Annotated in this window: 9 protein-coding genes; 4 read left to right on the plus strand and 5 right to left on the minus strand. The window is 62.8% G+C overall.

Annotated features, from left to right (window positions below):
* Positions 1 to 133: 133 nt before the first annotated feature.
* From JOY50_RS26960 to JOY50_RS26970, 3 genes are all read left to right on the plus strand, one after another.
* Positions 134 to 2,620 carry a TonB-dependent siderophore receptor gene (locus JOY50_RS26960; protein WP_243056100.1) on the plus strand — a complete coding sequence of 829 codons (2,487 nt, stop codon included), beginning with the start codon at positions 134 to 136 and terminating at the stop codon, positions 2,618 to 2,620.
* A gap of 59 nt (positions 2,621 to 2,679) precedes the next feature.
* Positions 2,680 to 3,165 carry an isochorismatase family cysteine hydrolase gene (locus tag JOY50_RS26965; RefSeq protein WP_019472931.1) on the plus strand — a complete coding sequence of 162 codons (486 nt, stop codon included), beginning with the start codon at positions 2,680 to 2,682 and terminating at the stop codon, positions 3,163 to 3,165.
* 79 nt (positions 3,166 to 3,244) lie between these two features.
* Positions 3,245 to 5,095, plus strand: coding sequence for a DUF3857 and transglutaminase domain-containing protein (locus JOY50_RS26970; RefSeq protein WP_243056101.1), 1,851 nt, complete (start codon positions 3,245 to 3,247; stop codon positions 5,093 to 5,095).
* 158 nt (positions 5,096 to 5,253) lie between these two features.
* On the opposite strand, the gene JOY50_RS26975 is transcribed toward JOY50_RS26970, so the two are convergent.
* From JOY50_RS26975 to JOY50_RS26995, 5 genes are all read right to left on the minus strand, one after another.
* Positions 5,254 to 7,704: a TonB-dependent receptor gene (locus JOY50_RS26975; RefSeq protein ID WP_243056102.1), complete on the minus strand. Its 2,451-nt coding sequence runs from the start codon at positions 7,702 to 7,704 to the stop codon at positions 5,254 to 5,256.
* A gap of 84 nt (positions 7,705 to 7,788) precedes the next feature.
* Positions 7,789 to 8,736, minus strand: coding sequence for a FecR domain-containing protein (locus JOY50_RS26980; protein WP_243056103.1), 948 nt, complete (start codon positions 8,734 to 8,736; stop codon positions 7,789 to 7,791).
* A 2-nt stretch (positions 8,737 to 8,738) separates the two neighbouring features.
* A complete protein-coding gene (locus JOY50_RS26985; protein ID WP_132839804.1) occupies positions 8,739 to 9,269 on the minus strand; it encodes a sigma-70 family RNA polymerase sigma factor in 531 nt (176 codons plus the stop codon).
* 97 nt (positions 9,270 to 9,366) lie between these two features.
* Positions 9,367 to 12,138 (minus strand): amino acid adenylation domain-containing protein, encoded by a 2,772-nt coding sequence (locus tag JOY50_RS26990; protein WP_243056104.1) that lies wholly within the window; start codon positions 12,136 to 12,138, stop codon positions 9,367 to 9,369.
* A gap of 258 nt (positions 12,139 to 12,396) precedes the next feature.
* Positions 12,397 to 13,095, minus strand: coding sequence for a pirin family protein (locus JOY50_RS26995; protein WP_132839809.1), 699 nt, complete (start codon positions 13,093 to 13,095; stop codon positions 12,397 to 12,399).
* Positions 13,096 to 13,270: 175 nt separating this feature from the next.
* Between JOY50_RS26995 and JOY50_RS27000 the strand changes: the two genes are divergently transcribed.
* Entirely contained in the window at positions 13,271 to 15,787 is a 2,517-nt protein-coding gene (locus JOY50_RS27000; RefSeq protein WP_243056105.1) for a UvrD-helicase domain-containing protein, read from the plus strand.
* Positions 15,788 to 15,805 lie beyond the last annotated feature (18 nt).

Below are 15,805 nucleotides of genomic sequence, written 5' to 3' on the forward strand. Positions count from 1 at the left end.
GCGCAGCCCCAAAATGCCAGAAGGCTGCGATTTTTTTTGCCTGGGGGGTTATCGATTGTCGTTCTCGTTCGACTTGTAGGTAGACGCGCACCAAGCGCAATGAAAAAACTGCCGCAGGGCGAAAGGAAACCGCATGCTCGCTGTCAACGATTGCAACCGCATCCTATTGATCAACTCGACCAGGACCAAACTGGCGCGCGCCGTGAATCGCGCATTGTTCAGCGTGGCGCTGGCGGCCCCACTGGCAACGGTAATGGTCGCCAGCCCTGCCATCGCCCAAAGCCACGCTGAAGCTTCGTTTGATATTGCCGCGGGCCCGCTGGCCACAGCGCTCACGCAATTTGCTTCGGCAGCCGGGGTGACGGTGTCATTCGAGCCGTCATCGGTGCAGGCGCTGAAGTCGCCGGGTCTGCATGGCCGCTACAGCCCCGATGCCGGGCTGCGCCAGTTGCTGGCGGGTAACCGGTTGCAGGTGTTGAAGCAGGCCAATGGCAGCTACTCGCTGCTGCCCATGGTCGGTGACGATTCGACCTTGCAGCTTGATACTACCAGCGTAACCGGTGCGGCTGCGGAGTCTGCCTATGGGCCGGTGAATGGCTACGTTGCCAGCCGCAGTGCCACTGGGACCAAGACTGACACGCCCATCCTGGAGATCCCCCAGGCCATCAACGTGGTCACCGCCGACCAGGTGCAAGCCCAGGGCGCGCGCAACCTGACCCAGGCGCTGCGCTACACCCCAGGCCTGGCTACCGGCGGCTTTACCGATCGCAACAGCATTGCCGACGAAATCACCAGCCGCGGGTTTGCCCCGACCCCGCTGTACCTGGACGGCGCGTACCTGCCGTATGCCGGTAGCCTTGGGGGCGCACCTCAGATCGACCCCTACACGCTGGAGCGTATCGAAGTGCTCAAAGGCCCATCTTCGGTGTTGTACGGGCAAAACCAGCCGGGCGGGCTGATCAACATGGTCTCCAAGCGCCCCACCCGCGAGCAGCGCAGCCAGGTGAAGCTTGGCGCCGGCAGCTACAACCGGGTCAACGGTGCCTTCGATACCAGCGGCCCGCTGGATGAGCAGAAGGCCTTTACCTATCGCCTGGTCGGCGTTGCCGACAAAGGCAACGAAATGGTCGCTCACACCCACAGCGAGCGCTTGTTGCTGGCGCCTAGCCTGACCTGGGCGCCAAACGAAGACACGTCCCTGACGCTGCTCGCCCAAGTCCAGCGCGATGATGGCCTGCCCGATTATCAGACGTTGCCGATGATCGGCTCGCTCAAGCGTGGCCCGACAGGCCAGCATATCGACCGCGACTTCTTCTCGGGGGACTCGCGGTACAACGATTACAAGCGCAACCAGTACATCTTTGGCTATGACTTCAGCCACCGTTTCAGTGACGAACTGGCGTTTCGCTCTACCGCGCGCTACACCGATGTACGCGACCGCTACAAAGGCTTCTACCTGCGCAGCTTCGTGACGCAAGGCGATGTGGTGGACTACACCCGCGCCAACCGGGTCAAGCTTGACTGGCGCCAGCACAACATCGCCTACACCATCGATAACAACCTGGAGTACACCTTCGACACGGGCGCACTGCGGCACACCTTGCTGGCCGGCGCGGACTACCGTCACTTCTCGCGCAAGTACGATGGTTACAACGCCTACAACGTGTTGCCTGTCGACCTGTACGGCAAGAACAACTACCCCACCAGCAACGTGACGCCGGTGCTGGATACCCGTTGGGACAACACGCTGCGCCAGACCGGGGTGTACGTGCAGGACCAGATCAAGCTGGACAACTGGATCCTGACCGTAGGCGGGCGCCAGGACTGGGCGGAAGTCGACAACAAGGATCTGCTGGCGCACAGCATTGCCTCCCAGCGCGACACCAAGTTCACCGGGCGCATCGGCCTGACCTATATCACCGAGTTTGGCCTGGCGCCGTATGTCAGCTATTCCCAGTCGTTCTTGCCAACCGTGGGCACGGCAGCACCCGAGCGCGGCGGCAAGGCGTTCGAGCCAAGTGAAGGTGAGCAATACGAAGTAGGGCTGAAGTACCAGCCAGTCGACGGCACCTTGTTCACGGCTTCGGTGTTCCAGGTGAAGCAGAAGAACATGCTGACCGGCGATACCGAGTACCCGCAGTACCAGACGCAAAATGGCGAGGTGCGCTCGCGTGGTGTGGAGCTGGAGCTCAAATCCAGCATCGAGAATGTCGATGTACTGGCCGCTGCCACCTACATCGACTCGTTCTATACCAAAAGCACCTATGGCGACAAGGGCAACCGCAACGAGGCGCAGGCCCCGGTTTCTGCCACACTGTGGGTGGATTACCACTTCACCCAGGCCACCCTCAATGGCCTGACCTTCGGCGCCGGGGCACGTTATACCGGCCGCAAACAGGGTAACTCGGCCAATACCTTCGAAGTACCGGCCTATGCCGTGTATGACGCCACCGTCAGCTACGACCTGGCCAAGCTCGACCCAAGCCTGCGCGGCCTGCAGGCCAGCGTAAACGTGCAGAACATCTTCGATCGCGAGTACGTATCGGACTGCAACTACGCGTTTGGCTGCTATTACGGACAGGAGCGGGTTGCGTCGGTAGAGATGACCTACGACTGGTGATCAAGCCCCCGCGTCACGCGGTATACTCCGCGCCATTTTGCCAATGGCGGGAGAACGCTATGCGCCAGGTTTTGCTCATCGTCGATGTCCAGTCCACCTTCAGCCCGCCCGAGTGGCTGGTCGATGGCTTGCGGCGGTTGTCAGCGAACATTCCTACCATTGCCTCGGTCGAGTTGCACGACGAACAGGTCACGCCGTTCGAGCGGCAGCTCGGCTGGCACCCGGCGGCCGAGGACGAAAGCCTGGTCGAAGCCGACCAGGTGTTCATCAAGCATGGCTACGGGCAGAGCGCCGAAGCCATCGAGTACATCAGGCAACTGGGCGTGGAGCGAGTGCTGGTGTGTGGACTGCAGACCGAAACCTGTGTGCTGGCCGCTGGCTTTGCTTTGTTCGATGCGGGGCTGACGCCCACCCTGGTGACGGACATGACGGTCGGGTCTTCGCTGGACCGGTCGGCCAAGCTGGGGATCGAGCTGTGGCAGCATCACTTCCGCCAGGTCACGACCTCGGCTGAAGTGCTGGCCGAACTGGCGGGACAACCCTAAACAATATTGTCACTTTGCTATCATGCAGTGCCAATGCGTATCATTGTCGATTGTAGTCCGCTGATCGAGAAGGATCTCCATGCTTAAAAAGCCATACCTGGCAGCTGTTCTGCTGCCTGTCACAATGCTATGGGCGGGTTTTGCCCACGCCTTTACCGACGGTATCGACCGTTCCGTCACCCTGGAAAAGATCGCGCAGACGTTCGTGGTGCAGAAGGACGGCAGCTTCCGTCTGGATGTCGACAGCGTCATGCTGATCAACGAAGAACGCGCCATCAAGACCAACGCCCAGCGCCCGGTAAGCTACAACCGTTCGCTGGAGACGCTGGAGGTGGTCGAGGCCTACACGCAAAAGCCCGACGGCCGAAAAGTGCAGGTGGATGCCGCGCATATCAAGGAGCAGCAGGAGCAGGCCTCGGCGCAGGCGCCGATGTTCCAGGACTCGGTCAACAAAGTGGTCATCTTCCCCGAGGTTGCGGTGGGTGACCGGTTGGTGCTGCGTTATCAACGTCACCGCGCTACACCGCTTTTCCCTGGGCAGTTCGAAGACATCACCGTGCCGCAATTCTACCCGGTGGGGCAGTTTTCGCTGACTTATGACCTGCCCCAGGACATGCCGCTGCAGGCCGATGCCCGCGGCTTCAAGGCGTCGTCACCCGCCAGCATGCAAGGGCGCACGGTGTATCGCTGGGACTATGTACCGGCGGCGCGGGCGCGGATCGAGACAGGTGCAGTGTCGTACCTGGACTACGGCCACTACCTGGCGGTTTCGACGTTCTCCGGCTTCAAGGACTTCGCCCAAGCCTACCAGGCCAGGGCCGCGGTCGAGGTGACCCCGCAGATCAGTGAACTGGCGAAGCGCCTGACGGCCGGCTTGCCCACCGCGCGGGAAAAAGCCCTGACCCTCAGTGACTGGGTACGCGAGAACATCCGCTATGTGGCGGTGTACGTCGGCGCTGGCGGGGTGGTACCGCATGCCGCGCAAACCGTACTGGACAACCGCTACGGGGACTGCAAGGACCATGTTGCGCTGCTGGAAGCGCTGCTGAGCGCGGCAGGCATCAAGAGCACCCCGGCGCTGGTGAACCAGGGCACTGCCTACGTGTTCCCCAAAGTGCCGACCTTGGGTGTGCTGAACCATGTGATCACCTATGTGCCAGGCCTGGACTTGTACCTGGACTCGACCGACCCTTCGATTGCTGCCGGTTACCTGCCCTTGACCGTGCTGAGCAAGCGAGTGCTGCTGACTGCCACTGGCGAGTTTGGCAAAACCCCGGCCATGCAACTGAACCAGGTTTCCAGTGACTTGCTGTTCAAGGTCAAGGGCGATGGCGGCGCCGAATTCACCAATGTTTCGACGGTGAAGGGTTGGGCCAGCGAGGTGAGCCGCTTTGGCGTGAAACTGATGAAGCCGGCGGACCGCGAAATGCTGGTGGAAAAAGTGCTGACCGCTTACGGGCAGCGTGGCACGGGTTCGTTCACGGTCGCGCCGCCCGCTGCAAGCGGTGATTTTGTCAGCACCGTGGACGGGCGCACGGAAAACCTGGTCAATTTGCCAGGGCCTGTTGGCGTACCGACCCTGACCAGCCTGGCCGGCGGTATCTCGCAGAATGTGTACAGCTTCACGCTGGAAAAGCAACGCAGCCAGCGCTTCGTGTGCATTTCCAACGACACGGTGGAAACGTCGCGTTTCGAGTTCCCGGCCCAGGTCAATGTGTTGGCGATCCCCAAGCCTGTGCAGTTGCATGATGGCGATGTCGACTACAGTGCGCGCTACTCCCAGGAGGGCAACGCGGTGGTGGTGGTGCGGCGTTTCAAGTTCAGCCACCCGGATGTAGTCTGCTCGCCTGACGACTTCATGGAGATGAAACCGGTGCTGGAGGCGATGATCCGCGACCTGCAAAGCCAGATCATCGTGCAGGCGGGGTAGCTCTGATACCGGTCGGTTGAGCAATCAGGGCCGCTTTGCGGCCCATCGCCGGCAAGCCAGCTCCCACAGGTCCAGCGCAGGTCTCAGGTACTGCGCGGTTCTTGTAGGAGCTGGCTTGCCGGCGATGAGGCCAGGACGGGCAGCACAAGGCAGTAGCCCTAGAAGTCCCAGCGGGTCGTGACCATCAGGTTGCGTGGTTCGCCGTAGTACGTGGTATCGAAGTTGCCCAGCCCGGTCAGGTAGACCTTGTCGAACACGTTGTTGGCATTGACCGTGAAGCTCAGGTGCTCGCTGTACTGATAGCGGGCCATCAGGTCCACCAGGGTGTAGCCGCCTTGCTTGATGCGGGTATAGTCGTTGGCGATCGGGCTGTAGATGTTGCCGTAGAAGCCGCTCTGCCAGCGCAGCCCACCGCCCACGGTCACCTGGTCGAATGCGCCAGGCAGGCGGTAGGTGTTGAACAGCCGCATTACGTGCTCAGGCTTGGTGGTTGCCAGAGGGAAGCCGAAAATCCGTTGGTCGTCGGCGTCGCGGGTACGGGCGTAGGTGTAGCCGGCGGTGACGTTCCAGCCGGGGGCCAGTTCGCCGGCCAGCTCCAGTTCGACGCCCTTGGTGGTGGCGCCGTCGATGGCCTTGTAGATACCTTCGTTGGTCACCGGGTTGGTGCCGATGTTGGAGGCGACGTTGTCTTGCTCGATGCGGAAGAACGCCAGGGTGCCGTTCAGCCTGCCGTCGAACCAGGCAGCCTTCAGCCCGGCTTCATAGCCGTCACCTTCGACGGGGGCGAGGGTGGCGCCGTTGATGTCCTTGTAAACCTGCGGCTGATAGATCGACGTGTAGCTGGCATACACCGAGTAGGTGTCGTCCAGGTCATAGACCACGCCCGCATAAGGGGTGACCACACCGTGTTCCTTGTAGCTTGCGTGGGTGTCGCTCAATGAAGACGTTGGGTAATAGTCCTGATCATCGTTGTACTTGAAGGTGCTGACCCGGGTGCCGAGGATGAGCGAAAGCTTGTCGGTCGGCCTCAGGCGGGTGGCCACGTAGGCGCCGTTCTGGCTTTGCGTGGTGGTGTAGTCGCCGTTTTTCGGGAAGTTCTGTTCCGGCAGTTTGCCATTCCAGTCGAAGATGGAGCCGGGCACCATGGCGAACGCGCTGCCGTCGTAGGTATCGCCGGTCTGCTTCGAATGAGAGGTCATGAAGCCTGCCACCAGGTCGTTCTCGCGGCCGAACAGGGTGAACGGGCCGGAGACATTCACGTCTGCGGTGTTCTGCACGCGGTGACCTTCCCAGCGCCCCCAGTACAGGAACATGCCCTCGCCGGTCGCCGGATCCGGGTTGCCGCCGCTGGCGGACGCCAGGCGCGTGTCATGATCGCTGATCATGTGGCTGAGGCTGAGCTTGACCTTCCAGTCGTTGGCCAGGGCCTGCTCCAGTGAGGTGAAGTAGGTGGTGGACTGGAAGTCGCGGCGGCTCCAGTCTGCCGCCGGGTTGTGCGAACGCGAGAAATCGGTGCGGCTGCCGTCGGAAAAGTAAGTCGGGTTACCTGTCCAGGACGACCCGCGCGGGGTGGTGGCCTGGTTGTCGATGCCGAAGGTGAGCAGGGTGTCTGGCGTCAGGTCGGCTTCAAGAATGCCGTAGTAGACATCCTTTTTCTGCTTGTAGTGGTCCAGGTACGACTTGCGGTCCTGGTAGGCACCCACCAGGCGGCCACGCACGCTACCGCTGTCGTTGAGCGAACCCGAAATATCACCTTCGGTACGGTAGTTGTCCCAGGACCCTGCGCTGGCGGTGATCGACGCCTTGAAGTCTTGAGTGGGCTTCTTGCGCACCAGGTTGACCGTCGCCGAGGGGTCGCCAGAGCCGGTCATCAGGCCGGTCGCACCCTTGATGACTTCGATGCGGTCATAGGCGGCCATGTCGACGTGGGTCACGCCCTCATCGTAGACGCCGTCGTAGATGGTGTTGATGCCATCGTACTGGTAGTTGGTAATGGCAAACCCGCGGGCGGAGTACTCCATGCGTTCGCTGTCGTAAGCCTGAACCGAAACCCCGGGCGTGTTGCGCAGCACGTCGCCGATGTCTTGCGAGCCATGGTCGTCGATCACCTGGCGGGTGATAACGCTGACCGACTGCGGCGTTTCGCGCAGGGTCAGCGGCAGCTTGGTTGCGCTGGTAGAACCGCCGGTGGTGTAGGCGCCGGTACCCTCGGTGACGTTACCCAGCCCCAGGGCATCGACGCGGCTGGGGGCTAACTCCAAGGCATCGCCCTGTTGGGTGCTTGACAGCAGCGAATAGCGCCCGTCGCTTTCCCGGGTAGCCTGCAACCCGGTGCCACTGAGCAGAATCTGCAAGGCTTGGTCGACGTCATAGCGCCCCTCAAGAGCAGGCGAACGTTTACCGCGCGTCCAGTGGGTGTCGAACGACAGCACGATGCCAGACTCGGCAGCGAACTGGGTCAGCGTTTCGCCAAGATCGCCCTGCGGCAGGTGGTAGTCATGGGCTTGCGCGGCGCTGGCAGCGCCAGGCCCCGCTAGCAGTGCAGTCAGTAACAGGCAGGTGCGCAGGCCTGGCGCAGTGAAAGGCCTGGTGTTGAAGCGGCAGGTCATCGTCGCGTTTCTCTGATAGGTAAAAGTCGGGATACCTATGAGTCGGATAACCCCTGGCAAAGTGATCAGGCGCCCAGCATTTTTTTACGCCGCCGTGATGGTGACCCAGAACCGCGTACGCACCTGGACCTGCACCGGCAGTGACGTGGTCAGCGCGCGCAGGATCTGGTCGGTATCGTCGAGCCGGTAGGTGCCGCTGATGCGCAGGCCTGCCACGGCTGGCGTGCAGCGCAGCCAGCCCGGGCGGTAGCGTGAAAGGTTGCTGATGAACGCGTCGAGGCGCTGGTCATTGGCGATCAGCAGCCCCCGGCCCCACGCATCTGCGGCCAAGGGGACGGTTTCCAGCGCGGCGAAGCCCTGGTCGTTGAACCGACAGAGCTCGCCGCTGTTTACCAGCAGGGTCTGGCCCGAGCTCAGGGTTACACGCGCCTGCCGGGCAAATACCTCCAGGCTGCTGCCGTCATCGAACAAACGCAGGGCGAAGCGGCTTTCGCCTGCCTCGACCGTGCCGTTTCGGGTGCTGACCGTGCAATGCTGGCGAGTTGGCACCGTGACCATGACTTCACCTTGGCGCAGCAGCAAGCGTGCAGGGCCGAGGGCGTCACCCACATCGACTGCAGAGGCGGTATTGAGCATCAACGCAGTGCCATTGCTCAGCATCAGCGAACGCTGTTCGCCCACGCCGGTGCGCACGTCTGCCAGCAGTGGAGACTGCTTGACCTCCCGGTATCCCCCCAGGCCCAGCGCGCCGCCGCCCAGCAGTATCAAGCCAGCCTTGACCACCCGCCGACGGCTAGCGTTGCGGCCGTGGGCTGCCAGCGCCAGTACGCGTGCAGACGCCGGGTTTTCGCTGGCTGCCATGCGCGTTTGCAGGCGCTCTGCCTGCTGCCAGGCCCAGGCATTGACGGGCGTCGCATTCAGCCACAGCTGCCAGGCCGAGTAATCACTGGCCTGCACCTCACCGCTGTTGAGCTGGCTGAACCAGTGCGCGGCCTGGCGCAACGAAGCCAGTTGCTCGGCATTCAGGTTCATGCTCAGTGGCCATGCCCAAGGCTGTAGATCATGCAGTGCTCGGCCGCCTTGGCAATGTAGCGGCGCACACTGACTTCGGAAATACCCAGCTGGGTGGCGATGTGTTTGTAGGGCATGCCATCGATCTGCGAAAGCAGGAAAGCTTCACGTACCTTGGGCCCGAGCGAGGCCAGCATGGCGTCGAGCTCGAACAAGGTTTGCAGCAACGCCACGCGTTGCTCAGGTGAGATATCCAGTGCTTCGGGTTGCTCGGCGAGCACCTGTAGCCAGGCCCTTTCCAGGTGCAGCCGGCGCAGGTGATCGATCATCAGGCGGCGAGCGATGGTTGCCAGGTAGCCTTTGGGTTCGCGCACGGCGTCCAGCTTGGCGGCGGCGTCGGCTGCAGACATGACACGCACGAACACATCCTGGACAAGGTCTGCTGCCAGGTGGCTGCAGTTCACCCGCGGTTTCAGCCAGTTATGCAACCATTTGCTCTGGGCGCGGTATAGCTGGCTGACTTGAGAAGTAAAAGCTATATCCGGGATGCTCATCCATGCCGCCTGAAAATGTTTGCAAATGTTAATGGTTCGCATTTTAGGCAGAGTGTTTCAGGGTTTGCAATCACAGCTCCATTGCCGGCAAGTCAGCTCAAGCAGAGGTAGCGCGCTCGGCCGCATCGGCTCCACGCGCCCGGTTTTGCTTGTTCCATCGCGTAAACAGCAGACGCAACAGGGTGTTCCAGCAGTAACCCACCAGTACCCCTCCGGCAAGTGCCAGGGCTACCTCGAACAGCGGGTGCCTGAAAGTATGGTCCGCCAGCGACTGGAACTGGAAATGCGTCAGGTAGATGAACAAGGTTGACGATGCGATGACCGCACCTCCCCGTGCTACCAGGGCGGGCACTGGCACCGAGCGGAACCAGATAAGGGCCAGCATCGCCGGCAGGGCGATATCGATATAACGCGAGAAAGCCTCCCAGCCAACGCCGGCAACCGCCATCAGGTCCAGCTCGCCAACCACCAGCACGGCTACCGCGCTGGCCACCCACTTGCGCGCGGTGGTGTCGGCATGGTGCACGGCCATACCCAGCACCATGACCGCCAGGAAGTGCTGCGGTACCCGGTTGAGCAGCGTACTGGCGTCGAACACGAACTGGCTGAGCAGCACATCGAGCGCCACCAGCACACAGGCCGTAATGATCAGGCAGCGGAACGGGTCGGCGAGGACGGCGTGGCGCACGCGCCTGATCGACAGCACCACACCGATGATCAGGATCATCTGTACCAGCACTTCGATGTACCAGTAATTGAACAGGCTGACTTCGCTGGCCGGGAACCAGTTGGACACCAGCAGCAGCGATTGCCAGTGCAACCGGTCGAACACCAGCTGGATCAGCGCGGTGTACAACAGCGTGGGCAGCACGATGGCCGCCAGCGACCTGAGCAGCGTGCGCGCATCGCCACGTTCTTCGATGGCTTTGAGCTGGAACCGCGCCAGGCTGATGCCGGAGACCAGGAACAGCACCGACGTTTCGCCGACGATCAACCAATGGTCGAACTCGCTCAGGTGGCCGACCACGATCAGGATGATGGCGAGCATCCGCACGAACACCGGCATTTCCATCACCCGTAACGCGCCTTTGGGTGGCTCGCTGAGCTCGGCCAGCTGGCACACCGGCAGCGTTTCCCAACGCTGCGGCAGGTGGCCGATCAGCTCCTCCAGCGCCCGTGAGGCCTGCACGAACGACAGCGAGTCGCCGCCCAGTTCGACAAAGCTCAACCTGGCGTCCAGGCGCGGCACCTGCAGAATGCGCGCCCAGGCCGTGCTCAGTTTTTCGGCCAAGGGGGACAAGGGAAGGCTGGCGCTGTCGTCAAATGGCGCAGGCAAGGCGCGTTTGTCCACCTTGCCGTTAGGGGTGAGCGGCAGGGCGTCCACGAACACGCACAGCGCCGGCACCATGTAATCCGGTAGCTGGCCGGCGAGCGCCTGGCGCAGTTCATCGGCGGTGGTGGGCTTTTGCGCGACACAATAGGCAACCAGGCGGGTCGACGCGCTGTCGTGGTTGGCCACGACCACGCATTGGCCGATGTGCGGGTGACGGGTAATGGCGTGCTCGATTTCCGCCAGCTCGATGCGATGGCCACGGATTTTTACCTGGCTGTCCCCGCGCCCCAGAAAACGGGCGCTGCCATCGGCCAGGTAGGTGCCCAGGTCACCGGTGCGGTAACAGCGGTCGCCTGCGGCGCCGGTGAACGGGTTGACGATGTACTTGGCCTCGGTCAGCGCCGCGTCGCCCCAGTAACCCTGCGACAGATAGGGGCTGCGGATCAGGATTTCACCGGTTTCGCCCACGCTGACCAGCTGATTGGTAGAGTCGACCACCAACAACTGCGCATTGGCGATGCCTTTGCCCAAGGGCACCCGGGAACTGTCCGAATCAGGGTTGAGGGTATGGAAGGCCATGGCTTGTGGCGTTTCGGTGGTGCCGTAGAAGTTCACATTGACAGCATTGGGCGCAATGGCGCGGATCTGCTGGTACAGCGCTGGGCCGAGCGCATCGCCGCCCCAGAACAGGTAGCGCAGTTGATCGAGTACCTGGCCATTCATGTGTGCGCCGGTCTCGATCAGCTTGCCTAGCGGCGGGGTGAGGTGGATCACGCTCACGCCATGCTGGTGAATCCAGCCCGCCAGCCGTGACGGGTCGGTCAGGGTCGGCTGGGCGGGGCAGGCGAGGGTCGCACCAATTGACAGTGGTGTGAACACGTCGCGGTACACCGGGTCGTGGCCCAGGCCGGAAAGCAGGGAGAAGGTGTCGGCCTGGGTAAAGCCATGCTGGCGCACATGCCAGTCGATAAAATGCACCAGTGGCGCGTGGTGGGTAACGATACCCTTGGGTTCACCGGTGCTGCCCGAGGTGAAGGTGATGTACGCCGGTTGCTCGGGGCTGACGCTGGGCAGCTCGACCGGTTGGCAGGGAAAGGCTTGCAGTGCCTCGGCGGCGGCTTCCGGCACCGTAACGACAAGGGGGGCGTCGGCGTCGACAGATGCCTCGCCACAGCGCAGGACCACGGCTGGCTTCAGTGTGCGGATGATCTGCCCGATGCGCGCGGGGGGGTACGCAGCGTCGGCCACGGTAAAGGCCAGGCCGGCACGCAGGCAGCCGAGCATGGCGTACACCAGTGCGGCGCCCCGGCTCGCGACAATGACCACACGATCGGCGTCACTGGAAGCGTTTTCCACCAGGTGGGCGGCAATGCCCCGGCTGATCTGCGCCAGTTGGGCATAGCTGCAGCGGGTGTGCCGGGCAAGGATGGCGGTTGCATTCGGGCAGCGGCCGGCCTGCTCGAGGAAGGCGTGGTGAATGGGTTGTTCGGCACGGTATTCCAGGCACAGCGTCGGGTTCGGGCGCAGGTCCGGCATGATGGGTGAGGCCTCCGCATGAACGTTGGGGCTGGCTGGTAGCACAACGCTAGTGCAGGGTGGCCGATGGCGCCAATGTTCAGCGGGATTGGGCGTTGCTTGTCGACAGTCGGGTGCGCTGCGCGCCGCTATCGTGACACAAGGCGGCTCCCACAAATATAGCGTGGGCCCGGGGCCTGTGCGGTCCCTGTGGGAGCTAGCTTGCCGGCGATGAGGCCAGTACAGGTATTGCACGGCAGCCTGCACTGGCACGATCCATCAAGCCACATCCACCAGCACGATCTCGCTGTCCTCGATGGCGGTCACCCGCAGCACCTGCTCCTGCTCGATCGCCACCCCATCGCGCGCCTTGGCCCGCAGCCCGTTGACTTCCACCAGCCCCTTGGCCGGCACCAGGTAACCCCGGCGTGCGGCATCGAAGCGATACTCGGCGGTTTCACCGGCACGCAAGGTGGCAGCTACCAGTCGGGCATCGGTGCGAATCTGCAGGCTGTCTTCATCACCGGCACGACCGCTGGCCAGGGTCACGAAGCCTTCGCCACGCTCGCCTTTGGGGAACGGCCGGCTACCCCACTGCGGTGCTTCACCGGTGCGCTCAGGCACGATCCAGATCTGGAAAATACGCGTATCGACGTCTTCCAGGTTGTACTCGCTGTGCACGATGCCGGTGCCGGCACTCATCACCTGCACGTCACCGGCCTCGGTACGGCCCTTGTTACCCAGGCTGTCCTGGTGGCTGATCGCGCCTTCACGCACATAGGTGATGATTTCCATGTCGCGGTGCGGGTGCGGGGGGAAGCCGCTGCCAGCCGCGATCAGGTCGTCGTTCCACACCCGCAGGTTGCCCCACTGCATGCGCGCCGGGTCGTAGTATTCGGCGAACGAGAAATGGTGGTGGGCATCGAGCCAGCCGTGGTTGGCGTGGCCCAGGCCTTCAAAGGGTCGTAGTTGCAGCATGATCGTGCTCCTTGAATCGGTGGAATGACGCCATGATGCGCTAACAAAACATCGAAAATAAGCGTAAATATCGGCTTAAAACAATCAAGTTAATAGATGTTTTTTTCAGCGATTCCTGACTTTCTTCATCGCCTAATCCACTGATCTGCAAGCATTCGCTGGCGATTTTCCGTGGATGCGGCGAACATGCCGGCTGTTTTTGTTTTTCAACGGAGTGACCGTGGCCCACGAGCAACCCCAGGCCCCCGCCGACCTTACCCCTCCTGCCCAATTGCCCTGGTTTCGCCGCCTGGTCGCCCGCCTGCTGGGGCGTGGCCTGACCCGCCTGCAGGCCCAGCATCGCGACTCGTGGTTCCTCGGCCACGCCACCGGCCAGCACACTGGGCATGCCGATGGCGTGCGTGAAGGGTTCGAGCGCGGTCGGGTGGAGGGCTATGAGGCTGGGCGCCAGGTGCTGGTGATTCGCGATTCGCGCCCCGATACCGCTGCGGTACCCGGCCAGGACGACAACCTGTTCGACGACTGGCGCCTGCCGCTGACGGCCGAGCTGAAAAAACGCTTCAAGGCCGATGTCGCCCAGCGCCTGCCCGCCGAGGCGCAACCCAGCGCCGCACAGTGGAAGCTGATCTTCAGTGACACCCCGTCCACCTGTGTGGTGGCGGGGGCCGGGGCAGGCAAGTCCACGTCGCTGGTGTTGCGCACCCTGCTGCTGCGCCATTATCTGGGTTACGAGCTGGACGCGATGACCGTGGTCACGTTCACCCGCGAGTCGCGCAAGGACTTCATCAAGCGCCTGCTGCAGGTATTTGCCTTATGGCAGATCAACCTGCAACCGGTGCAGGCCCGCGAGCTGGTGCGTACCTTCCATTCGCGCATCCTGCCGCTGGTGCGCAGCCTGCCGGGCTTTGGCCAGGTGCGCGCCTTCGAAACGCTGGGCAACGAGATGCCTGCCGGGCGTGAAGCCGAGGCTGACAGCAACCCGTTCGACCTGCGCCTTAACGATGCCCAGCGTCAGCAACTGAACCAGTGCTACAGCAGCTTGCTGGGCGAGAGCCCGCGTTTTGCCGAGCTGGCAGGCCTGTTGCGCAACGAAGCTTTGCAACTCAAACCCCTGGACCCGAACAACCCCGACGTGCAGAAGCGCGCACAGGTGACCCAGTTAGCAGCCCAGCGCGACGAAGAGCTGTGCGACGTGATCGAGGACCTGTGGTTCGCCGCTGGCGCCTGGCCGATCAAGGGCATAGAGCCTTGCCGCGAAACCGTCGATATCCGTGGCAGCCGCTTCCATGTGCATGGCCGCCTGGCTGGCCAAGGGCCTCTGGTCGTGCTTGGCTTCGACCCTGCAGAGAGCGCGCAGTACCAGCGCCCCGGCGCCAAGTTGGCGGTGCGTGCCGAGTGGGCGGTAAAGCGCACCTTGTTGCAGGCCTTCTGCGATCGGCCGCTGATCTGGCTCGACAATTACGCCATGGCCCGGCGCCTGGCCGCTTCGCTGGCTGGCGATGCCGTAGCCGGCCCGGGGTTCGAGTACAAGGTCAAGGGCGAGCTGGCCCCGGCACCGTTGCTGGATGCCTTTGTCGGCGCGGCGAACTTCATCGAGAACCTTGGCCTGGACGTGAACAACGCGGTGGCGGCGATGAGCTTCCCGTCCGGCGACAGCGATGCCTTGTTTTTCGAGGCCCTGGCCCTGTACTGGAAGGCCCTGGAAGCACACCTGCTGGACCAGTCGCCACCGGTGATGAGCTACAACCGCATGTTCGCCCTGTTCGGCGAAAACAACCCGGAAAACCTGCGACTGTTGCCCGACCCGTTGTTGCGCCCTTTGGCGCACCTGATGATCGACGAGTTCCAGGACGTGTCCCCGCAGATCGTCAGCTGGTTGCGTGCCAGCCTTGCTGAAATCCGCCGACGTGGCCCGGCCATGCACACCGGGCGCCACGCCCAGCATTCGTCGCTGCTATGCGTGGGTGACGACTGGCAGTCGATTTATGGCTGGCGTGGCAGTTCGCCCAAATACTTCATGGAATTCAGCAAGACGTTCCCGTCACCGGCCAACACACGGGTGATGCTGGTCGATAACTACCGCTGCCAGCAGCAGGTGATCGACGCGGCCGAGCACCTGGTCAAAGGCACCCCGGCGATTGCCGGCAAGAAAGCCCGCGCCAGCGGCCCGGCGGCCGAGTTGCCCGGCTCTGCGGTCAAGGTATTCGACCGTGACGAGGCCGCCTTGGGCGAAACGCTGATCGAGCACTACCAGCGGGGCGAGACGGTGATGATGCTGTACCGCAAGGGCAGCGACAGGGCCTTGATGAGCGAGCACCTGCAAAGCGTGCTGCACGCCGAGGCAGCATTGCCGGCCGAACAGCGCCGGCTGCGTCAGTTGACCTACCACAGTGCCAAAGGCTTGCAGGCCGATGCGGTGTTCATGCTGGGCGACTGCCAGTACCTGACCAGCTCGCCCTACAAGAACCAGGTGTATCGCCAGGCCGGCCTGGGCAAGGCCGGTGATGCCCAACCGTTCGATACGGCGCAGAAGGAAGAAGTGCAACGCCTGGCCTACGTGGCGGTGACTCGCGCGGTGCAGCACTGCTACTGGCATGTCGAGGCCGCCAATGGTGATGCTGTCGCCGCCCCGCGGGCCTCCAGCCAGGTAGATGGCAGGCAGGCCTTTTTCGAAGACCTGCGTGGGCAGTAGGCCAAAGCCCAAGCATTA

It is taken from the genome of Pseudomonas sp. BP01 (assembly GCF_022760795.1).
Classification (GTDB): Bacteria; Pseudomonadota; Gammaproteobacteria; order Pseudomonadales; family Pseudomonadaceae; genus Aquipseudomonas; species Aquipseudomonas putida_Q.